This window comes from Streptococcus sp. GMD1S (assembly GCF_000296875.1).
GTDB lineage: Bacteria > Bacillota > Bacilli > Lactobacillales > Streptococcaceae > Streptococcus.
In genome coordinates this window covers 1-22301 of sequence record NZ_AJQY01000008.1, presented here as the reverse complement: position 1 = coordinate 22301, position 22301 = coordinate 1, and the positions used below count along the sequence as shown (strand labels likewise).

At 43.0% G+C, this 22301-nt stretch carries 23 protein-coding genes and 1 riboswitch; of the genes, 17 read left to right on the top strand and 6 right to left on the bottom strand.

Annotated features, from left to right (window positions below):
- Positions 1-76 precede the first annotated feature (76 nt).
- On the bottom strand, positions 77-583 hold the full coding sequence (locus GMD1S_RS02270) for a helix-turn-helix domain-containing protein (protein ID WP_008277272.1): 507 nt from the start codon (positions 581-583) through the stop codon (positions 77-79).
- Between the two features lie 172 nt (positions 584-755).
- Here GMD1S_RS02270 and GMD1S_RS02265 point away from each other — a divergent pair, with 172 nt between their 5' ends.
- Genes GMD1S_RS02265 through GMD1S_RS02255 form a run of 3 tightly spaced genes read left to right on the top strand, consistent with a single transcriptional unit; the run spans position 756 to position 3170 of the window.
- A complete protein-coding gene (locus GMD1S_RS02265; RefSeq protein ID WP_000657470.1) occupies positions 756-1988 on the top strand; it encodes an MFS transporter in 1233 nt (410 codons plus the stop codon).
- A 12-nt stretch (positions 1989-2000) separates the two neighbouring features.
- Positions 2001-2594: a Holliday junction branch migration protein RuvA gene (gene ruvA / locus GMD1S_RS02260; RefSeq protein WP_000273401.1), complete on the top strand. Its 594-nt coding sequence runs from the start codon at positions 2001-2003 to the stop codon at positions 2592-2594.
- A 9-nt stretch (positions 2595-2603) separates the two neighbouring features.
- Positions 2604-3170 carry a DNA-3-methyladenine glycosylase I gene (locus GMD1S_RS02255; RefSeq protein ID WP_001126063.1) on the top strand — a complete coding sequence of 189 codons (567 nt, stop codon included), beginning with the start codon at positions 2604-2606 and terminating at the stop codon, positions 3168-3170.
- A gap of 79 nt (positions 3171-3249) precedes the next feature.
- On the opposite strand, the gene GMD1S_RS02250 is transcribed toward GMD1S_RS02255, so the two are convergent.
- From GMD1S_RS02250 to GMD1S_RS02230, 5 genes are all read right to left on the bottom strand, one after another.
- On the bottom strand, positions 3250-3513 hold the full coding sequence (locus tag GMD1S_RS02250; protein ID WP_000166112.1) for a SemiSWEET family transporter: 264 nt from the start codon (positions 3511-3513) through the stop codon (positions 3250-3252).
- A 105-nt stretch (positions 3514-3618) separates the two neighbouring features.
- Positions 3619-4653, bottom strand: coding sequence for a S66 family peptidase (locus tag GMD1S_RS02245; protein ID WP_000255130.1), 1035 nt, complete (start codon positions 4651-4653; stop codon positions 3619-3621).
- Between the two features lie 167 nt (positions 4654-4820).
- A complete protein-coding gene (locus GMD1S_RS02240; protein WP_000331822.1) occupies positions 4821-5168 on the bottom strand; it encodes a TfoX/Sxy family protein in 348 nt (115 codons plus the stop codon).
- Positions 5169-5183: 15 nt separating this feature from the next.
- A complete protein-coding gene (locus GMD1S_RS02235; RefSeq protein ID WP_000077993.1) occupies positions 5184-5861 on the bottom strand; it encodes a DUF1129 domain-containing protein in 678 nt (225 codons plus the stop codon).
- 11 nt (positions 5862-5872) lie between these two features.
- Complete coding sequence (locus GMD1S_RS02230) at positions 5873-6817, bottom strand: magnesium transporter CorA family protein (RefSeq protein WP_000815617.1); 945 nt, start codon at positions 6815-6817, stop codon at positions 5873-5875.
- Between the two features lie 136 nt (positions 6818-6953).
- On the opposite strand from GMD1S_RS02230, the gene uvrA reads away from it, so the two are divergent.
- From uvrA to GMD1S_RS02160, 14 genes are all read left to right on the top strand, one after another.
- Positions 6954-9785: an excinuclease ABC subunit UvrA gene (gene uvrA, locus GMD1S_RS02225; RefSeq protein ID WP_001152875.1), complete on the top strand. Its 2832-nt coding sequence runs from the start codon at positions 6954-6956 to the stop codon at positions 9783-9785.
- Positions 9778-10839 (top strand): M24 family metallopeptidase, encoded by a 1062-nt coding sequence (locus GMD1S_RS02220; RefSeq protein WP_001042876.1) that lies wholly within the window; start codon positions 9778-9780, stop codon positions 10837-10839. The genes uvrA and GMD1S_RS02220 overlap by 8 nt, the downstream gene beginning before the upstream one ends.
- A 55-nt stretch (positions 10840-10894) precedes the next feature.
- Positions 10895-11046, top strand: a riboswitch (M-box (ykoK) riboswitch).
- 195 nt (positions 11047-11241) lie between these two features.
- Positions 11242-13902 (top strand): magnesium-translocating P-type ATPase, encoded by a 2661-nt coding sequence (gene mgtA / locus GMD1S_RS02215; RefSeq protein WP_000858853.1) that lies wholly within the window; start codon positions 11242-11244, stop codon positions 13900-13902.
- Positions 13903-14036: 134 nt separating this feature from the next.
- A complete protein-coding gene (spx, locus tag GMD1S_RS02210) occupies positions 14037-14435 on the top strand; it encodes a transcriptional regulator Spx (protein WP_000591165.1) in 399 nt (132 codons plus the stop codon).
- A 66-nt stretch (positions 14436-14501) separates the two neighbouring features.
- Entirely contained in the window at positions 14502-15071 is a 570-nt protein-coding gene (locus GMD1S_RS02205) for an SP0191 family lipoprotein (RefSeq protein ID WP_000734687.1), read from the top strand.
- An 86-nt stretch (positions 15072-15157) separates the two neighbouring features.
- On the top strand, positions 15158-15424 hold the full coding sequence (locus tag GMD1S_RS02200) for an IreB family regulatory phosphoprotein (RefSeq protein WP_000507059.1): 267 nt from the start codon (positions 15158-15160) through the stop codon (positions 15422-15424).
- 3 nt (positions 15425-15427) lie between these two features.
- A complete protein-coding gene (gene ruvX, locus GMD1S_RS02195) occupies positions 15428-15847 on the top strand; it encodes a Holliday junction resolvase RuvX (protein ID WP_002876031.1) in 420 nt (139 codons plus the stop codon).
- Positions 15848-15862: 15 nt separating this feature from the next.
- Positions 15863-16168 carry a DUF1292 domain-containing protein gene (locus GMD1S_RS02190; RefSeq protein ID WP_000017624.1) on the top strand — a complete coding sequence of 102 codons (306 nt, stop codon included), beginning with the start codon at positions 15863-15865 and terminating at the stop codon, positions 16166-16168.
- A gap of 310 nt (positions 16169-16478) precedes the next feature.
- Complete coding sequence (locus GMD1S_RS02185) at positions 16479-17729, top strand: bifunctional folylpolyglutamate synthase/dihydrofolate synthase (RefSeq protein ID WP_000464359.1); 1251 nt, start codon at positions 16479-16481, stop codon at positions 17727-17729.
- Between the two features lie 90 nt (positions 17730-17819).
- Entirely contained in the window at positions 17820-18275 is a 456-nt protein-coding gene (locus GMD1S_RS02180) for an SP_0198 family lipoprotein (RefSeq protein ID WP_000853130.1), read from the top strand.
- A gap of 184 nt (positions 18276-18459) precedes the next feature.
- A complete protein-coding gene (locus GMD1S_RS02175) occupies positions 18460-19611 on the top strand; it encodes an iron-containing alcohol dehydrogenase (RefSeq protein WP_000190390.1) in 1152 nt (383 codons plus the stop codon).
- Positions 19612-19715: 104 nt separating this feature from the next.
- Positions 19716-20984, top strand: coding sequence for a glycosyltransferase (locus GMD1S_RS02170; RefSeq protein WP_001226466.1), 1269 nt, complete (start codon positions 19716-19718; stop codon positions 20982-20984).
- A 3-nt stretch (positions 20985-20987) separates the two neighbouring features.
- Complete coding sequence (locus tag GMD1S_RS02165; RefSeq protein ID WP_000757307.1) at positions 20988-21968, top strand: NAD-dependent epimerase/dehydratase family protein; 981 nt, start codon at positions 20988-20990, stop codon at positions 21966-21968.
- Positions 21943-22301: MBL fold metallo-hydrolase (locus GMD1S_RS02160; protein ID WP_000034632.1), on the top strand; the 359-nt coding region annotated here is incomplete at its 3' end. The genes GMD1S_RS02165 and GMD1S_RS02160, both read left to right, overlap by 26 nt.

The window sequence follows — 22301 nt, the reverse complement described above, 5'->3', positions numbered from 1 at the left end:
TGGACATGGGCAACTTGACACGATATTTACACTTGCTTGACAAGACCAGTTCTATAAAAATGTTGTGAAAACTGAATTAGGTGATTCCAGGCTTTGTAGAATCGTCGTTGTCTGAAGGAGTCTCAAGACCAATGACCTTATCAAGATAACGTTGTTTGGTTTTGAGAACCTTATTGATAGCGACAGCAGAAGCGATTAAGAGAACGAAGGTTAGCCAGATCCAAGCGGTGAATTCAGCTGGAAAACTAGAACCGGCTAAAAAGAGATAGATAGCCAGAGCCAATACAAAAATATAAATCACCTGCCAAAGACCAAAGGATTTAACCTTTTTATAGTAGTTGTCTTTGTCTTCCTCCAAAATCACTGCTGTGGAAACTTTTTCAATGCTTTCATCCAGTAGTAGATAGTCAGTTGTCACTTGAAAAATCTTGCTTATTTCAATGATTTTTTCGATTTCAGGAAGGACTTGTCCAGACTCCCATTTGGAGATGCTTTGCCGAGAAACATTGATTTGTTCTGCTAGCTTTTCTTGGGACCAACCTTTTTCCTTTCGGAGTTCAAATAGTTTTTCTGCGAGTTTCATCATTCTATCCTCCTTTTTCTACTTCTATCCTAACAATTTTTACTTATTATGAGAATACAATCTCCTGTACTATTTGTCAACCAGAGGTTGCACTTGTGTTTGCAGTTTTCAGCAAAAAAATATGATATACTAGGTAAGAAAAAGCGAAGAAATTATGAAAAAGGAATGAAAGATGAAAGAATTTTTTGCCCTCCCCAAGCAAATTCAAATGCGGGAATGGATGAGCTTTGTAGCACGGATTTTAGAGAGTGCCATTACTCCTTTTATGGCCATGTACTATGTTCAATATTTTGGAGCCTTTTGGGCGGGGTTATTGATGATCACAACCAAACTCATTGGTTTTTTAGCTGGGCTGTATGGTGGACATTTGGCGGATCTTTGGGGACGTAAGAAAGTCATTGACTGGGGAAACTTTGGTCTTGCGAGTGGCTACTTTCTTGTGCTGCTGGCAAATATGCCTAATCATATTTTTCCCTTTTTGACTTTTGTCGGAATGTTGCTGGCAGAGACCGCAGGAACTTTCTCTTGGCCGGCTATTGATGCGATGATTATTGATTTGACCGACGAGCAAAATCGCCGTTTCGTTTATACGATTAGTTATTGGTTTGTCAATGTATCCGTTATGTTAGGAGCAGGGCTTGCAGGTTTCTTTTACGACCACCATTTTTTTGAGTTGCTTCTGGTTTTGACGGTGATTAGCTTCTTGAATTTTTTCCTCGCTTGGAAATATTTTTCAGAAAGCAAGCCAGCTAATCTGGTCTTTGAGCATGGTAGCAGTCCTTTGGCAACTGTGAAAAATTATGTTTCTGTTTTTCAGGACAAAATTTTCCTACTTTATACGTTAGGGACTGTATTTAATGGAGTTATCTGGTTGCAAATTGACAATTATATACCCGTTCATTTGAAAGAGTCATTCATCGCGAGTAGTATTTTCGGTATTCATATTTCAGGAGCTAAGATGCTCAGTATCATGGTCTTTATCAATACCCTGATTATTGTTTGCTTCATAACGACTGCCAATCGTTTGACCAAGGAAATGAAGCTCATACCGCAGTTTTTATTGGGAAGTATTATCTTTGACTTGGGTATGCTTTTCACCATTGTCTTCAGGAGTTTCTGGGCTCTGTTTTTGCTAGCCATTCTCTATACTATGGGGGAACTCATCTGCATGCCGCCAAGCCAAGTTTTGCGGGCGGAAATGATGAATGAGAATAAGCTCGGAACCTACTCAGGTTTCCTTAATATGGCGCAGCCTTTAGCGTCTATTTTAGCGGGGGCGATGATTTCTATCAGCGCTGCAACAGGTGCTGTAGGTGTTTGGCTCGTTTTTATTGTGTGTGCAGTACTTGGGTTGCTTCTTATCATCAGAGCAGCGCATTTACAAGGAATTGCAAATCAATTATAGAAAGTGAAAATTATGTACGAATATCTAAAAGGAATCATTACCAAAATCACTGCTAAATATATCATCCTTGAGGCAAATGGTATCGGTTATATCTTGCATGTAGCCAATCCCTATGCCTACTCAGGTCAGGTCAATCAAGAAACTCAGATTTATGTGCACCAAGTTGTTCGTGAGGATGCCCATCTGCTCTACGGTTTTCGCTCAGAAGATGAGAAAAAGCTCTTTCTCAGTCTGATCTCGGTCTCAGGGATTGGTCCTGTGTCAGCTCTTGCTATCATCGCAGCTGATGACAATGCTGGCTTGGTTCAAGCGATCGAGACTAAGAACATCACCTACTTGACCAAGTTCCCTAAAATTGGCAAGAAAACAGCCCAGCAGATGGTGCTGGACTTGGAAGGCAAGGTAGTCGTGGCTAGTGATGACCTTCCTTCCAAGGTCGCAGTGCAAACCAGCGCTGAAAACCAAGAACTGGAAGAAGCTATGGAAGCCATGCTGGCACTGGGCTACAAGGCGACTGAACTTAAGAAAATCAAGAAATTCTTTGAAGGAACGACGGATACAGCAGAGAACTATATCAAGTCGGCCCTTAAGATGTTGGTCAAATAGGAGTATAATATGCCAAAACGCTGTGGTTGGGTAAAAATGAATAATCCCTTATATGTAGCCTATCATGATGAGGAGTGGGGGCAACCCCTTCATGATGACCGCGCTCTTTTTGAACTGCTCTGTATGGAGACTTATCAGGCTGGTCTGTCTTGGGAAACGGTACTCAACAAACGCCAGGCTTTCCGAGAAGCATTTCATGGCTATCAAATTCAAGAGGTCGCGGAAATGACAGATGGGGAGTTGGAAGCCATGTTAGAGAATCCAACCATCATTCGAAATCGAGCCAAGATTTTTGCGACGCGTGCCAACGCCCAAGCATTTTTACAAGTCCAGAAAACCTTTGGCTCTTTTGACGCTTATCTCTGGTCCTTTGTTGAGGGAAAAACGATCGTGAATGATGTTCCTGACTATCACCTAGCACCTGCTAAAACAGCCTTGTCTGAAAAGTTATCTCAAGATCTCAAAAAACGAGGCTTCAAGTTCACAGGTCCAGTCGCAGTTTTAGCTTTTCTACAAGCGGCAGGTCTGATTGACGACCACGAAAATGATTGTGAGTGGAAAAGCGGAAATAAGTGAGTGCAGGCGTCTAATTATCTGAGAATATAGAAAAAGCTGAGATGAGTTTCTCAGCTTTTTGATTATATGCTAGTAATTTTTATAGTGCAGTGAGAAATGTCAGTCCACCTAAGACAACGCCGGCTGAGTTTGGAATAATTAGTATCCAATCCTTCTTAGGTTCTTTTGTCCATCCGTAAATAACCCAAATTAAACAAGATACTGCTGCGGATAAAGGCTGAAATGGTTGAGCCTTGTTGCCTTGTAAATTGGCAAAAATTTGTGGGATGTAGGCGATAAATACAATAATCCCGATAAAGGCCCCGATTGAACCGACAATTTGATTTATTTTTTGTTTAGTCATATACACCTCCTTTAAAAAGATATCATAGAAATAAGCAAAATGCAATAAATTCAGACACAAATTGTAACGAAAATCAATACCAAAGCACAAAAATGGAGAAATTGTTTATTTTTTGTTATAGTCAAAGCGAATGACTTGCTTCTGTGTATCCACATAAGCGTGAACGCCAAAGGGCACAATGGCTCTTGGAGTTGCGTGACCGACATTCAGATTATAGACAATCGGGATATTGTTATCAATGATATCCAATAGTGCTTCCTTATAGTCGTCATAGAAGGTTTCATCCATTGGCTTTCCGACCAAGAGTCCACTGATAACCCCAAATATCCCCGTGTCCTTTAAAGTCCGCAACATTTTTTTGAAATCATCAGGTTCAGGCTTTTCTTCGCTTGTTTCTAGCAAGAGAATCTTTCCTTCCCAGTCACATAAGTCAGGGAAGAGTCGGTACTCTTGGCAGAGGTCCGTGCTGTCTGCGTATCGAGAATTGTCAAAGATATCATAGAGGGACTCAAGGCAACCACCGAGAATTTCTCCCTCAAACTGAGCATTTCCTTGCAACAAATCAAAGCCTGTATTTACATGACTGATACGAGCTGTTCCCAGAGCCTTGGGACTAAAATCAGTCCGTTCCTCATACCAAAGGTCGCTAGGGCGGATTTCTGAGATTCTTCCCGTCTCGATCAATTCTTTAAAGTAGTGGAGACTATAGGGCAACATCTCCTTGTCCAATTCACAAATGTCTGCTAGAAAGGATTGCCCATAAAAAGTCTTGATCCCTAGTTTGTGCAACATAAGGTGGTTCATGGTTGTATCCGAGAAGCCAAGAAAAATCTTTTGTTGGATAACCTTTTGGAGCTGGTCGTTTTCAAAAAGGTAGGGTAGCAAGCGATAGGTATCATCCCCACCGATGGCGCATAGGATCATGTCGATGCTATCATCAGAAAAGGCCTGCATCAAATCCTCTGCACGTGCCTCCGGATGGTCCTTGATAAAGTCTAACCCTTTTAGCGAATGGGGCAGAAAGACAGGATTGAGTCCCAAATCCTTGAGACGTTGAATACCCAAATCGACTTCGTGTTTGACAAAATCCTCTCCGATAACACCACTAGACAAACTCACGATACCAATAGTAGAAACCATATCTCATCCTCCTAGAAATTGATTGAGCCTATTTTATCATAAAAGATGGGAGAAAACTATAGGGATTGGGGGTAGAAGTTCTATTGGATATCAAGAAAGCAAGAAAAAAGCAACCGCTAGTGCAGTTGCTTATCGTTTTACTAATCTGTAATCTCACTAGATATGAGTTACTTGGTTAACTCTTGATTATAGGAGAGGGCTAAATCAATCCAGTAAGGAAGTTCTTTTTGACCTTCAATATCTAGGTCTATATAGCCATGATAAGGTCGCCCTCTCATCAATGTAGTATGAGCTCCTGTTCGGGGTAGAACTTGCTTTTCTATTTCTTTGCCAATTCTGACCATAACCAGTTCGTCCTTTCTGGAACTGACTGTAAGGACCATTTTCCCACGAATCATAAAGGCAAGGCCACCAAACAGTTTCTTTTCTTCTAGCTCTTCTTCGAAAATTTGGGGAGGAAGTTTGAGTGCTAGAATTTTTCGAATCTGCTGAGCTAAAGATTGACTATATGCCATAGCTTTTCACTTCTCTTAATAACGTGATGGGCCTGCGCTTGCGCTTCGGATATTGAAACGTTTCTTGAGATAGAAGCGAAGGGCGAGAAGGGCTGCTCCTAGGACAGCCAAAGGCAATGGAGCAAGGACTGGATTGAGGTTGGCTGGTAGGAAGCTTGTTGCAAAGAAGACAACCAACCAAAGAAGCATAGCAGCGAGGATGACGAGGATTGATTTCCAGAAAGGAGGGCGCTGGCTACGATCTGTGTCTGGTCCATAGTACTGGTAGACAAAGTAGTACATCAAGTAGAAGGCAAGTCCTCCTACAAGTCCAACCAACAAGAGGGTAATCAAGCCATAGCCAATAGCCTGATCTGTAGAGAAGAAGGTAGTCAGAGCGCTAACCAATGCAAAGAGACTGGTGATAAAAAGGGCTGAGTCCATAATCATGAGTTTTGGATCGTCATTTTCTTTTGGATGCTCTTTTTCGTATTGCTCCTTGACAGTGAAGCTATGAGCCCAGTGGGTTGGAGCCCCGTAGAGGGAACGTGCAGTCGTCCCCTTGGCTTGCTCTTCAAGGATTTTAGGAATGACTTCCTCAAAGACAGCCTTGATTTCAGCGTCTGTTTTACCATCTTTAATAAATTGTTGGGTAGCGATGTGGATAAACTCTTGGTTTTTCTTAGTTAATTTTTGTAAATCAATCTGAGACATAGGGATTCCTCTTAGAACCATTTTTTATGGATGAGATAGAGAGTGAGCGAAACACTCATAGCAAAGGCGATAAAGACGATTAACCAGAAGGCATGAGGCTCACCGTTTAGAGGGATTTCATTATCCTTAAAGTTCATCCCGTAGGCTGAGAAGATCATGGTTGGGACAGACATAACGATGGTCACGAGAGCCAGGGTCTTCATGATGTTGTTCTGGTTGTTGGAAATGATAGAGGCAAAGGTCTCTGTCATAGAGTGAAGGACATTTCCATAGATATCTGCCATCTCGATGGCCTGTTGGGTTTCAATCAGAGTGTCTTCGAGTAGGTCTTCGTCTTCTAGGTATTTCTTGATATTGCTAGTTGCGCTAGTCAATTTCTTAATCACGCGCTCGTTCGTCTTCAGTGAGGCCTTGAAATAGACGATGGTCTTTTCCAATTCCATGAGCTCAATCAGCTCTTCGTTTCGAGTGGATTTGTGAAGTTGACTTTCGATTTGTTCACTCTTACGGTCAATCGAACGAAGGGCCGTAAGGTAAAGTTCGGCGTTGCGATAGAGAATCTGGAAGATAAAGCGTGAACGCATGAAGGTGTAAAAGTTGCGCAGTCTACGGTTGATAAAGACATCGAGAACGGGGAGGGGTTCCAAGCAGGTGGTGATAATGGTTTCCTCTGTGATGATAATCCCCAGCGGAATCGTAACGTAGTAGGTACGATTGTTTCTTTCCTCTGTGATGGGAACGTCCACGATGATCAAAGTGTACTCATCTTCGATGGTAATACGGGACATTTCTTCCGCATCGAGCGGTGCTCGAAGGTCGGCAATGTCAATGTCGAAGGCGTTAGCGATTTCCAACGATTCATTTTGTGTAGGATTGACGAGGTTGATCCAAGTACCTGGTTCAAGCGTGTCGATCTCTTTAAATTCCGTTGTTGTTGAGAGAAAAACTTGTTTCATATCCCCTATCCTTTCCTACTATTCAGTGATTCATTTTTTGCACCGTACTATTATACTATAAAAACAGCTTTTTGGGTAATAGAATTTCACATTTTTTGGTATAATGGAAAGCAATAATGGACTAGAAAGAACAAAGATGCAAGATAAAATTGTGATTCATGGGGCACGTGCCCATAACTTAAAAAATATTGATGTGGAGATTCCGCGAGACAAGCTGGTTGTTGTGACTGGTTTGTCAGGGTCTGGGAAATCCAGTCTGGCCTTTGATACCCTCTATGCTGAGGGCCAACGTCGCTATGTAGAGAGTCTATCAGCCTATGCTCGCCAGTTTTTGGGCAACATGGAAAAACCAGATGTAGATGCCATTGATGGTCTCAGCCCAGCTATTTCCATCGACCAGAAAACGACTAGTAAAAACCCTCGTTCGACCGTTGGAACAACGACTGAAATCAATGACTATCTGCGTCTCCTCTACGCACGTGTGGGGACGCCTTACTGTATCAACGGACACGGGGCTATCAAGGCTTCTTCTGTAGAGCAAATCGTGGATAAGGTTTTGGAATTACCAGAACGCCAACGTCTGCAAATTTTAGCTCCGGTCATTCGTAAGAAAAAAGGGCAACACAAGAGTGTCATTGAAAAGGTTCAGAAAGATGGCTATGTCCGTGTCCGTGTGGATGGGGAAGTCTATGATGTGACCGAAGTGCCAGAGTTGTCCAAGAGCAAGCAACACAATATCGATGTTGTGGTTGACCGTATTGTTATCAAGGAGGGCATTCGTAGCCGTCTCTTTGACTCCATAGAGGCTGCCCTTCGTATCGCAGAAGGTTATGTCATTATCGACACTATGGACGATTCTGAGTTGCTCTTTTCTGAGCACTATGCCTGTCCAGTTTGTGGTTTTACTGTTCCAGAGTTAGAGCCACGTCTCTTCTCCTTTAATGCTCCTTTTGGCTCATGCAGTGAGTGTGACGGTTTGGGCATCAAGCTGGAGGTGGATGTTGACTTGGTGGTTCCTGATACCAGCAAAACTTTGCGTGAGGGAGCCTTGGCACCTTGGAATCCTATCTCATCCAACTACTATCCAAACATGCTAGAGCAGGCCATGACAGCCTTTGGAGTGGATATGGATAAGCCTTTTGAGGACTTGTCAGAAGAAGATAAAAACTTGATTCTTTACGGGTCTGATGGCAAGGAATTCCATTTCCACTATGAAAATGAATTTGGCGGTGTGCGCGATATTGACATTCCTTTTGAGGGAGTTGTCAATAATATCAAGCGTCGTTACCATGAGACTAACAGTGACTACACCCGTACCCAGATGCGACTCTACATGAATGAGCTGACTTGTGGAACCTGTCATGGCTATCGTCTCAACGATCAGGCCTTGTCTGTCCGTGTGGGTGGTGAGCAAGGACCACATATTGGTGAAATCTCAGATCTGTCTATCGCAGACCACTTGGAGTTGGTGAGCCAGCTGACCTTGTCTGAAAATGAAGCGATTATCGCCCGTCCCATTCTCAAGGAAATCAAGGATCGATTGACCTTCCTCAATAACGTAGGTCTTAACTATCTGACCCTGTCACGTTCGGCAGGAACCCTATCAGGTGGAGAGAGTCAGCGTATTCGCTTGGCAACCCAGATTGGGTCCAATTTATCAGGTGTCCTTTATATCCTGGATGAGCCGTCGATTGGTCTTCACCAGAGGGATAATGACCGCCTGATTGCTAGTCTGAAAAAGATGCGTGACTTGGGCAATACTCTCATCGTGGTGGAACACGACGAAGATACCATGCGCGAGGCGGATTATCTGATTGACGTTGGTCCAGGTGCCGGTGTTTTTGGTGGCGAGATTGTTGCTGCAGGAACACCCAAGCAGGTGGCCCGTAATAGTAAGTCTATTACAGGCCAGTACTTGTCAGGTAAACGTGCCATTCCAGTACCAGAAGAGCGCCGTGCCGGAAATGGTCGCTTTATCGAAGTGACAGGTGCGCGTGAGAACAACTTGCAAAATATCACTGCTCGCTTCCCATTAGGAAAATTCATCGCGGTGACAGGTGTGTCAGGTTCAGGGAAATCGACCTTAATCAACAGCATCCTCAAAAAAGCCATTGCGCAGAAGCTCAATCGCAATTCAGACAAGCCTGGTAAATTTAAGACGATTACAGGGATTGAGCATGTAGACCGCTTGATTGATATTGACCAGAGTCCAATCGGGCGAACGCCAAGGTCTAACCCGGCTACCTATACGGGAGTTTTTGACGATATACGTGACCTTTTTGCCCAGACAAACGAAGCTAAGATTCGAGGCTACAAGAAGGGCCGTTTCAGTTTCAACATCAAGGGCGGTCGTTGCGAAGCCTGCTCAGGTGACGGGATTATCAAGATTGAGATGCACTTCTTGCCAGATGTTTATGTTGCTTGTGAAGTTTGCCATGGGACTCGCTACAACAGTGAAACCCTCGAAGTTCACTACAAGGAAAAAAATATCTCGCAGGTTTTGGACATGACCGTCAACGATGCGGTGGAATTTTTCCAACACATTCCCAAGATTCAACGCAAACTTCAGACCATCAAGGATGTGGGGCTGGGCTATGTAACGTTAGGACAACCAGCTACCACCCTTTCAGGTGGAGAAGCCCAGCGTATGAAGTTAGCTAGTGAGCTCCACAAACGCTCGACAGGAAAATCCTTCTACATTCTGGATGAGCCGACGACAGGGCTTCATACCGAGGATATCGCTCGCTTGCTCAAGGTTTTAGCTCGCTTTGTCGACGATGGCAATACTGTTCTCGTCATTGAGCACAATCTGGATGTCATCAAGACGGCAGACCATATCATCGATTTGGGACCTGAGGGCGGTGTCGGTGGCGGAACCATCATCGCAACAGGAACTCCAGAAGAAGTAGCAGCCAATGAAGCCAGCTACACAGGACACTATTTGAAAGGAAAGTTACATCATGAATAAACGTGTGCAAGCATTTCTAGCTAAAATGCAAGAAAAAGAACTAGATGGTATCATCATCAACAACCTTAAAAACGTCTATTACCTGACCGGCTTTTGGGGCTCAAATGGAACAGTCTTTATCAGCCGTGACCGTCAGGTTTTGGTGACAGACTCTCGCTATATCATTGCTGCTAAGCAAGAAGTGACAGGTTTTGAGATTGTGGCTGACCGCGATGAATTGGCTGTTATTGCAGGCATTGTTAAGGATATGGGCTTGTCTCGCGTTGGTTTTGAGGACGAGATTTCGGTTTCTTATTACCACCGTATGCAGGCAGCTTTTGCAGGTTTGGACTTGCTTCCACAGACTCAGTTTGTTGAAGCACTTCGTATGATTAAAGATGAGAAAGAGATTGCGACTATTCGCAAGGCATGTTCTATCTCAGACCAAGCTTTTCGTGATGCGCTTGACTTTATCAAACCAGGAAAAACTGAGATCGAAATTGCCAACTTCCTTGACTTCCGTATGCGTGAGTTGGGAGCATCTGGCTTGTCTTTTGATACCATTCTAGCAAGTGGAATCAACTCTTCTAAACCTCACGCCCACCCAATGCACAAGCCAGTAGAACTAGGCGAAGCAATCACCATGGACTTCGGCTGTCTCTACGACCACTACGTCAGTGATATGACACGGACCATCTATCTAGGACATGTCAGCGACGAGCAAGCAGAGATTTACAATACGGTTCTGAAAGCCAACCAAGCTCTGATTGACCAAGCTAAGGCTGGCTTAGGTTTCCGTGACTTTGACAAAATCCCTCGTGATATTATCATCGAGGCAGGCTATGGCGACTACTTTACCCACGGTATTGGACACGGTATCGGACTGGATATCCACGAAGAACCCTACTTTAGCCAAACTTCCAAAGAAGTCATTAAATCTGGTATGGTCTTGACTGATGAACCGGGTATTTATATTGAAGGTAAATATGGCGTTCGTATTGAAGATGATATCTTAATTACAGATAACGGTTGCGAATTGTTGACTCTAGCGCCGAAGGAATTAATTGTTATTTAAGAAAATTAAGATAAATCATTGACTTTTATATTTTAAAGGTTTATACTGATAGACGAAAACGGTAGGTGAGGCTACCATAGGGATACGGATGACTACCGCAAAGCAGTGGAGACACTACTCGTTGGTCAACAGTCCTGGTCGCGAAGGCCAAGACTAAGCTCATTACATCGCCCTATGGAGTTAAAGCTTGAACGAAAAAACAGATAATTAGTTTTTTAATCCTGCCATTTTATGGTGGGATTTTCTACTGTTTTAAGAAAAAGAAAGGAGAAAAACGATGCAAATTGACGATCATCCAGAACCGCACATACACAGCCAATCGCTGATTTGTGTCGTTCTGCCCTTATAAAGTGATTAGTCTCTGTGTATGAAACACATCATTCATACAGATAGGAGAAACCAATGAAAACTACAAAAGAAAGATTAGCAACAGCTATTCACACACCCTTAAACGAAACTCTATCTTTTTATAAGACAAGTCTAACAGGCTTGACTGAGGAGCAGGTGGAGAAAAATCGTGACCTATATGGCGAAAATACCATCACCAAGGGTCAAGAAGACAGTATCCTCAAAAAGATTTACGAATCCATCATCAATCCATTTACAATCATCCTGCTGGTCATCGCTATGATTTCCATGGTGACCAATGTCTGGCTGGCGAAGCCTGGACAAGAAGATCCGACGACCTCTATCATCATCGTTGTTCTCGTTCTAATCTCTGGTGGTATACGCTTTGTCCAAGAACTGCGTAGTGACAAGGCTGCGACCAATCTATCAAAAATGATTGTGAACACAGCCACAGTTATTCGTGAAGGCCAGAGTTTAGAGGTTGCAATTGAAGATTTGGTCGTTGGAGATATAGTCAAATTAAGTGCTGGGGATATGATACCAGCAGACCTCCTTTTGATTGAATCACGTGATTTCTTTGTTCAACAGTCTGGTTTGACAGGTGAAAGTGACTCGGTTGAAAAACTAGCCTTGTCAAAAATGAGTCAGTCAAATTTTGATAGTCTGCTAGAAGCAGAAGCGCTCGCTTTTATGGGAACCAATGTGATATCAGGAAGCGCCAAGGCTTTGATTCTAGCGGTCGGTGATGACACCATGATGGGAGAAATCGAGCAGACTCTCAATACCTATGACGAACCGACCTCTTTTGAACGGGAGATGAACAGTATCTCTTGGCTCTTAATCCGTTTGATGCTGGTCATGGTTCCCATCGTCTTTCTCTCCAATGGCTTGACGGATGGAGACTGGCTGGAAGCTGGCGTATTTGCACTGAGTGTTGGTGTTGGTTTGACACCTGAGATGCTTCCTATGATCATCACAGCCAGTCTAGCAAAGGGTTCTATTATCATGGCCAAGGAAAAAGTGGTCATCAAAAAACTCAATGCCATACAGGACCTAGGTGCTATTGATATCCTATGCACAGATAAAACCGGAACCCTTACCCAAGACGAAATTGTCCTTGAATATCCTTTGGATATACATGGAGATTTGGATTTGTCTGTGTTGAGACGTGCCTATCTCAATTCCTATTTTCAAACCGGTTTGAAAAACTTGATGGACCGTGCCATTATCAGTAGAACTGAAAAAGAAGCTAAAGAACACGCTATTCTACAAAATTTGGATACTAGCTTCCAAAAAATAGATGAATTACCCTTTGATTTTGAACGCAGACGGATGAGTGTCATCGTCAAGGATGAGAACGAAGTTGTTAGTTTGGTAACCAAGGGTGCTCTAGAGGAAATGCTTGCGATTTCAACCCATGTGGAATATCAAGGTCAGATTAGCCCTCTGACGGATGATATCCGAGCGGAAATCTTAAAAGAAGTAGATCAACTTAATCAACAGGGATTGCGAGTCTTGGGAGTCGCTTATAAAACAGGCTTAAAGGAAGGTTTTGCTTACTCCGTTGAAGATGAAAAAGAGATGATTCTAACAGGATATCTTGCCTTTCTAGATCCACCAAAACCATCAGCAGCACCTGCTATCCAAGCTTTGTTAGAACACGGTGTTCAAACAAAGATCTTGACGGGTGACAATGAAAAGGTAACCCAAGCAGTTTGCGAAAAAGTTGGTTTAGACGTTGATCAAATCTTGTTGGGTTCTGATATTGATGCCATGACGGACGAAGAATTGGCCCAAGCAGTTGAGAAAGTGACTGTCTTTGCCAAACTCTCTCCGGATCAAAAAGCACGAATCATTTTACAAATCAAATCGAATGGACATTGTGTCGGCTATATGGGAGATGGGATCAATGATGCCCCTTCTATGAAAGTGGCTGATGTGGGGATTTCTGTTGATACAGCAGTAGATATTGCCAAAGAAACGGCTGATGTCATTTTGCTAGATAAGGATTTGATGGTGCTTGAAAAAGGGCTGGTTGAAGGGCGTAAGGTCTACGCTAATATGACCAAATATATCAAGATGACGGTCAGCTCTAATTTCGGGAACATTTTCTCTCTGCTAGTGTCTGGTATCTTTTTACCTTTCCTTCCTATGGCTCCGATTCACTTGATTGTGTTAAACCTCGTCTACGACCTTTCTTGCATTGCCTTGCCATTTGATAATGTAGATGAAGACTTTTTGAAGCATCCCCATAAGTGGGAAGCTAAGTCTATTACTCGTTTTATGATTTGGATGGGTCCGATTTCTTCTGCCTTTGATATTTTGACCTTTATCTTGCTCTATTTTGTCATTGTTCCAATGGCGACAGGTCAAGCTTATGCTCACGGAGCAGAGTCTGCAACGGGCTTTATCATCTTGTTCCAGACAGGTTGGTTCATTGAATCCATGTGGTCCCAAACCATGGTTATCCATATGCTTCGTTCAGCAAAACTTCCTTTCTTACAAAGTCGTCCATCATGGTTTGTTCTTGGAACAACCTTGCTAGCAGCTAGTTTTGTGACCTTACTTCCCTACTCTTCAATTGCTAGCCTGCTTCATTTAACCCCTTTGGAACCAATTTATTTCCTCTTTTTGCTTTTGATTATCGTTCTCTATATGATAAGTGTTACAGTTGTAAAACGATTGTATATCAAAAAATTTAAAAGTTGGTTATAAATTGATTTTGTCAAGAAAAAAGTACGAAAATCGCGAAAAAAGTTAATTTTTTTTAAAAATAGGTCGCAAGTCGGATGTTTTTTATGGTATAATAGACTAAACTGATAGTAACATGTAGCGAAAGGGGTAGGTACATGATCAAAATTTATACAGTCTCAAGTTGTACTAGCTGTAAAAAAGCGAAAACCTGGCTCAATGCCCACCAGTTAAGTTATAAAGAACAAAATCTCGGTAAAGAAGGAATTACAAGAGAAGAGTTATTAGATATTCTCACGAAAACAGATAATGGAATTGCCAGTATCGTTTCGTCAAAAAACCGCTACGCTAAGGCACTTGGAGTTGACATCGAGGATTTGAGTGTCAATGAAGTGCTCAACTTAATCATGGAAACACCACGGATCTTAAAGAGTCCGATTCTCGTTGATGAGAAGCGCCTACAAGTCGGCTATAAAGAAGATGATATCCGTGCCTTCTTGCCACGCTCTGTCCGTAATGTAGAAAATGCAGAAGCACGTCTACGTGCAGCTCTATAAAACATCAAGGCTGGGAGTGACTCCTAGCCTTGTTTGCTCTTTTGTTTTAAAATCATGTGAGGAATTATGAAAAAGTTACTAATTGCTAGTTTTGCTCTCCTCTTTTTGCTTGCGGGATGTGGGCAAAAAAAGGAAACCCCTGCTGCTTCTACAACAGCATCTGAACCTCTCCAATCCAACCTTCCCGTTTTGGACAATGCCGAAAAGAATACGGTTGTCACCAAGACCTTGCTGATGCCGAAGTCAGAAAATGGAACGCAGCAGATTCAGACCATTACTTATAAAGGCAATCAGTTTTTGACCTTGACCATCCAGCAAAAACGACCTGTCGGGGATGAACTCAAGACCTTTATCTCTGAAAATGGCCTAGAGGAGACGCAAAAAGCGCTTCTAGAAGCGGAAGAAAAGGATGAGACCATCCAAGAGGCACGCAAACTAGCAGGATTCAAACTGGAAACCAAGCTACTCAGCGAGACAGAAATCCAGACGACAACGACTTATGATTTTCAAGTATTGGATGTCAAAAAGGCATCTCAGCTGGAATATTTAAAAAATATCGGCCTTGAAAATCTCTTAAAAAACGAACCTAGCCAATATATTGCAGATAGAGTGGCAAATGGGGCGACAGAACAATAGAAAATCCAAATTAATAGACTGACTTATTTGTAGAACGTCAGGGAATGTGCTATAATAGTACTATTCTAAGGAAAGAGGGTGTTAGAATGGGATTTACTGAAGAAACTGTACGGTTTAAATTGGATGATTCCAATAAGAAAGAAATTAGCGAAACATTGACAGATGTTTATGCTTCTTTGAATGACAAGGGCTACAATCCGATTAACCAGATCGTCGGTTATGTATTGAGTGGAGACCCTGCCTACGTTCCTCGTTATAACAATGCACGAAATCAAATCCGTAAGTATGAGCGTGATGAAATTGTTGAAGAATTGGTACGCTACTACCTAAAAGGACAAGGAGTCGATCTATAATCTATGAGAATTATGGGATTGGACGTCGGTTCAAAAACAGTAGGGGTGGCTATTAGCGATCCGCTCGGTTTCACCGCTCAGGGACTTGAAATCATCCAGATTAATGAGGACCAGGGCCAGTTTGGTTTTGACCGCATCAAGGAATTGGTTGACAGCTATAAGGTAGAACGCTTTGTAGTAGGTTTGCCAAAGAACATGAACAATACCAGTGGTCCGCGAGTAGAAGCCAGTCAAGCCTATGGTGCCAAGCTAGAAGAACTCTTTGGTTTGCCAGTAGACTATCAGGATGAGCGTTTGACAACGGTCGCTGCGGAGCGTATGTTGATTGAACAAGCAGATATCAGCCGTAACAAACGCAAGAAAGTTATTGATAAGTTGGCTGCTCAGCTGATTTTGCAAAATTATTTAGATAGAAAATTTTAAGACAGAGGAGAAACTATGTCACACGATCACAACCATGACCACGAAGAACGTGAATTGATTACACTAGTAGATGAGCAAGGAAATGAAACCTTGTTTGAAATTCTTTTGACCATCGACGGGAAAGAAGAATTTGGTAAAAACTATGTTCTGCTAGTGCCAGTTAATGCAGAAGAAGATGAAAATGGTGAAGTTGAAATTCAAGCTTACTCATTCATCGAAAATGAAGACGGAACAGAAGGCGAATTGCAACCAATTCCAGAAGACTCAGAAGACGAATGGAACATGATTGAAGAAGTCTTCAACAGCTTTATGGAGGAGTGATACAGTCTGGGAGACTGTATCAGCCCAACTCCCAGAAATTGGAGAGAGTTGGAACGTCCGGGGAACGTTTTTAGCCCAGTTCCTTAAAATAAGAGAGAACTGGTATGTCTGGGAGACTGTATCACCCCAACTCCTAGAAACTAGAAAGAGTTGGAACATCCAGTGGATGTTTTTAGCTCACGTTGAAATTCATAGTAGCTAGTGATTAGCTAACCAGGTAAGAGGTCGGGATTTTAGTCCCGACCTCGTTTTTTATTTGTAATCATACTTTGATGCGGTAGTTGATTGGACTTTTGTTAAGGAGACATGTATGTTTGAAGTAGAAAAATGGCTGCATAGTCGGATTGGTTTAAACTTTAGATCTGGACTTGGACGAATGCAGCGAGCTGTGGATTTGCTGGGGAATCCTGAGAAGACTTATCCTATTATCCACGTAACAGGTACTAACGGTAAAGGGTCAACTATTGCCTTCATGAGGGAGTTGTTTGTTGCTCATGGTAAAAAAGTTGGTACTTTCACCTCTCCTCATATCGTCAGTATCCATGATCGAATCTGTATTAATGGGCAACCGATTGCTGATGCAGATTTTATCCGTTTGGCGGAGCAGGTCAATGAGATGGAAAAGACGCTTTTGCAAACCTATGACCAGTTGTCCTTTTTTGAATTACTGACTCTGATTGCTTTGCTTTACTTTAAAGAGCAGGGAGTGGATCTGGTTCTGCTAGAAGTGGGGATTGGTGGTTTGCTTGATACCACTAATGTCGTAACAGGAGAGATTGCAGTTATTGCTTCGATTGGGCTAGATCATCAGGAGACCTTGGGCGATAGTCTGGAGGAAATAGCCGAGCAGAAAGCTGGTATTTTCAAGGCTGGCAAGAAGGCAGTCATTGCCAAGCTTACTCCAGAAGCGGAGCTTGTCTGTCAAAGTAAAGCGAGAGAGTTAGCTGTCGAACTTTATCAAGCTGGGCGAGACTTCACCTTGAATGCTGGGGATTTTTCAAGTAAGCTAGCAAACTTTTCACAGCTTGAAATCGGTTTAGAAGGTGCTTATCAGCAAGAAAATGCCGCCTTGGCTTTAGAAACTTTTCTTCTGTTTATGGCGTCAAGAGGTGAAAGGGTCGAAGAAGAGTTTGTCAGACGGGCTTTGAAGGAGACACATTGGGCAGGTCGATTGGAACGGATTCGTCCACAAATCTACCTAGATGGGGCTCACAATCTGCCAGCCTTGACTCGTCTAGTCGAGTTTATCCAAGGGAAAATCCAGCAAGGTTACCAGGTTCGCATCCTTTTTGGAGCACTTAAACGCAAGGATTATCAGGGGATGTTAGGCTATCTATCTAAGCAGTTGCCTGAGGTGGAACTTAAGGTAACAGGCTTTGACTACCAAGGCTCTCTGGATGAAAAGGATGTGGCGGGTTACGATTTGATTTCTTCCTATGGCGGGTTTTTCAGAGAATTTGAAGAAAAGGCCAAAGATCAGGACTTGCTTTTCGTGACGGGCTCGCTCTACTTTATCTCGGAAGTCCGAGCGAGTTTGCAAGGAAGCGATGGGATTAGTTGACCTTCTAGGCTTAAGTTGTTATACTTGAGGTAGGAGGTATATCTGGAAACGATTCCAGCAAAACATTGGCACAAAAGAAAGGAAATCGCTATGAAAACGAAAACATTCACACTTTCTATTGCTTCCCTAGCAATTCTTAGTCTTTTAGCAGCTTGTGGACCTAAGGCACAAGCCCCTACCCAGCAATCTGCTCAGCAATCATCTTCTCAACAAGAATCATCTTCTAGCGCTGCGACAAGTGCTAGTCAACCACAGGCGTCCTCAAGTCAGGACACTACTGTAGCTCAACCTACGAATATCGATGGTACCTATACTGGAAAAGATGAGAATGACCAAATCACTCTTGTTGTAACAGGTAAAACTGGTACATGGACTGAGGTCGAGCCAGATGGAGATAAGGAAATCAAGCAAGTCAGCTTTGAACCAGAAAATCAACGTGTCATTATCGGTGATGATGTCAAAATTTACACGGTTAATGGTAATCAATTGATTATCGACGATATGGACCGAGAGACATCTGACCGAGTGGTATTAACTAAGCAATAATGATTAAGTAAAAGTTCCAATGAGATGAAATCCATCTTTTTGGAGCTTTTTTCTTGAAAAAGTGGCTGGCTGTTCTTTACTAACTTTTTACTTAAAACGCTTACAAATATTTGTAAAACTTCTTATAAGGTCGTATACTTATAGTAAATAATCAAATAGCGCAAAGGCGCAGGAGGAAAAGCATATGGCTACATTTTACGTTCCGGCAGTTAACCTTATTGGTAAAGGTGTTGTAAATGAAGTAGGTCCGTATATCAAGGAACTGGGGTATAAGAAGGCCCTTTTGGTGACAGATAAGTTCATCGAAGGTAGTGATATTTTACCCAAAGTCCTAAAACCGTTAGATGCTGAAGGGATCGAATATGTAATCTTTAGCGATGTGGAGCCAAATCCGACTTGCAAGAACGTCACAGACGGAGTGGCTGTCCTGAAAGAGCATGGATGTGACTTCATCATCAGTCTTGGGGGAGGATCTCCTCAGGATGCGGCTAGTTGTATCTCTATCATTGCTACAAATGGTGGCAAACCACAGGACTACGAAGGTCTCCACAAGTCTGCTAAAAAAGGCTTGCCAGTGGTTGCGATCAATACAACAGCTGGAACTTCTGCAGAAATCACCATTAACTATGTTATTACTGACGAAGAGCGCAAGGTCAAGATGGTAATGGTTGATAAGAATAGCCTTGCCCTTATCTCTGTCAATGATCCAGAACTCATGCTTTCAAAGCCGAAAGGATTGACAGCAGCGACAGGTATGGATGCTCTTACTCACGCTGTCGAAGCCTTGGTAACACCAGGTGCTTATAATGTGACCAAGAAACTTTCTATCGGAGCGATTGAACTCATCAAGGAGTATCTTCCTCGTGCTGTGGCAAATGGCCAAGATATTGAAGCGCGTGAGGGTATGGTCAATGCCATCTTCCTCGGTGGTATGAGCTTTAACAATGCTGGTTTGGGTTATGTTCATTCTATGGCTCACCAACTCGGTGCGGTATATAACTTGCCACATGGTGTCTGCTGTGCCATGCTTCTCCCAGTTGTAGAACGTGAAAATGCCAAGCGTGTACCAGAAGCATTCCGCAATGTAGCCAAGGCTTTGGGACTCCATGTGGAGGGGAAAACAGACCAAGAATGCGCTGACTATGCTATCGCTGAGATTGAGAAACTTTCTGAAACTGTTGGTATTCCGAAGAAACTCACTGAACTCGGTATCCAAGAAAAAGACTTTGACTTTGACTACCTTTCTAAGAATGCTTTGATTGATGCATGTGCGCCAGGCAATCCATTTATGCCAACTTTAGAAGAAACCATTGCTCTCTACAAAGAACTCTTCTAAAAATCAAGTAGAGTAGACGGGACTTGTTCCTCAAAATATAAATAATATTGGAAAGAACTATCATTTTGGTAGTTCTTTTTTTAAAAATTTGCTATCCTAGACATATGAGAAAAATCAAAATTGATGTGGTTGTAGTTCCCTTGAGTGGGCATCTCTTCCCAACACTGAATTTACTTGCCCCCTTGTTGAAGGATCCCTTGTATGAGATTCGATTATTTACAGGACCGCAACGAAAAACTGTAGCAGAGGAGATGGGATTCCGGGTGATTCCCATTTTAGAAAATTGTGTAGATGAGTTTGAGCGTGTAGCCAACAATGAAGGTCAATTAAACCTGTTTTCTGCTTATCGACAGTTGTCAGCTAGTCTTGATTTGATCAATGTGGTTTCAGATCAATTAGTGCAAGAGTGGCAGGAAAATAGACCGGATATTGTGATTGCGGACTTTATAACCCTCTCTGGAGGACTTGTTGCGGAACAGTTGAACATTCCCTGGATTACCACGATGGCGACACAGTTTGCCATTGAAACGACAGATGGACCGCCTTGTTTCTTTGGAGGAATGGGCAGTCCAAAAACATCTTTCCAATCTGGTCTGCAATGGCTAGGAAGAAAAGGGACTCGTTTAGGGAAACGAATCGTAAGCTTTTTATTGAGAGAACGATTGAAACGTTACGATTTTAGGCTCTACAATCAGAAAGGTCAGGAAACCATCTATTCACCCTATTCCATCTTGGGAATTGGGATGAAAGAGTTGGAGCTGAAAAGCGGTTTTCCAGAGCACTACCTTTGGGTGGGACCTTTTGGCTCTTCGATTGAGAGGGCAGAAAATTATCCACTCGATTTGTCTCCTTATGCAGGTTATAAGAAGGTCCTTGTCTCCTGTGGCACTCAGCTAGCATGGGCTAAAGACAATCTCCTCTATCAGACACAACAATTGGCAGAAGCACATCCAGATTGCCACTTCTTTGTGACTCTGGGGTTTGGCGGACAAGACTTCCAATGTGAAGAGCTCATGGACAATGTTTCTGTGGTATCCTATCTTCCCTATAAGGAGTACATTCCTCAGATGGATTATGTGATTCATCATGGTGGTGCGGGTATTTTTTACCAGTGTATCATCTATGGTAAGCCTGCCTTGATTCTCCCCCATGACTATGATCAGTATGACTATGCAGTTCGTGGATTAGAGGCAGGGATTGCCTTGACTGCTAAACGAGAGGATACGGAAGCGATTGGACGTGCCTTTGATGAGTTGTTGGCTAGAGATGACTGGCCAGACTTGAACAGACTTAGTCGTGCAGCTCAAATCTATCAGCCAACAGAGATTCTGAAGAGCGAAATACATCGGCTCTTAGGGGACAAGGAGAAGTAAAAAATGAAGAAAGTATTGGTGACAGGTGCTACGGGCTTTCTAGGCAAGTATGTTGTTGAAGAGCTTAGTCAGCAGGGCTATCAGGTACGCGCTTTTGGACGCAATCGCAATGTGGGTCAGTCTTTAGAAAACTCCTCTGTGGCATTTTTTCAGGGAGATTTGACCAAGCAAGAGGACTTGGCTCGGGTTTGTCAGGGGATGGACATGGTTGTGCATGCGGGTGCTCTTTCTACCGTTTGGGGGCCTTGGGAGGATTTCTACCAGACAAATGTCTTAGGGACCAAGTATGTTCTGGATGCTTGCCGAGAGGCTGATATTCTGCGTTTGGTTTATGTGTCCTCGCCTAGCATCTATGCTGCGCCTCGAGATCAGTTAGCTATCAAAGAAAGTGCTGCGCCTCAGGAAAATAATCTGAACAACTACATTCGTAGTAAGCTGGCTTCGGAGAAGCTGTTTAAGGACTATCCCGATGTTCCGAGTATTATCTTACGACCTCGTGGGCTTTTTGGGATTGGGGATACCAGTATTTTGCCCCGAGTTCTCAAACTCAGTCAGAAGATTGGCATTCCCTTGATAGGGGATGGTCGTCAGCTCATGGATATGACCTGTGTGGAAAATGTCGCTCTGGCAATTCGCTTGGCACTAGAGGCCCCTCAAGCTAGTGGCGAAGTTTATAATATTACCAATGGGGAACCAAGAGCCTTTAAGGATTTGATAGAAGAAACCTTGAGAGGGTTGGGTTATCCAATAACATACAGAAAAGTGCCAGCTCCTCTTCTTTCAGTTATTGCCAGTAGTTTAGAGTTTCTGTATAAGGTATTAAAACTCAAAGGTGAACCGCCACTGACACGCTATACCTATTATCTGCTCCGTTATAGTCAGACGCTGGACATCAGCAAGGCGGAGCGAGACTTGGGTTATCGCCCTCAGATCAGTATTTCGGAAGGGATTGAACAATATGTCCAAGATTATCGAAAGCATTGATTATTTCCCAGCAGGCTATTGTACCAGCTACACAGGTTTGCTATTTAAGGGAGTTAAGAATCAAAAGATGACCTTTCCAGCAGGTGTTTTTCTTATCAAACACAGGGACAAGGGCTATCTCCTCTATGACACAGGCTATCATTACGATATTAAGACCCGGCTTCGCTATGGTTTCTATCGGCTAGGAACGCCCGTTCAAATGACGGAGAAGGACCAGATTTCACGTTTGCTGGAAGCGAAGGGAATCAAACCAGAAGAAATTAACTATGTTCTTCTATCACACCTACATCCAGATCATCTGGGAGGAGCTAGTTTCTTTCCTCGTGCAACCTT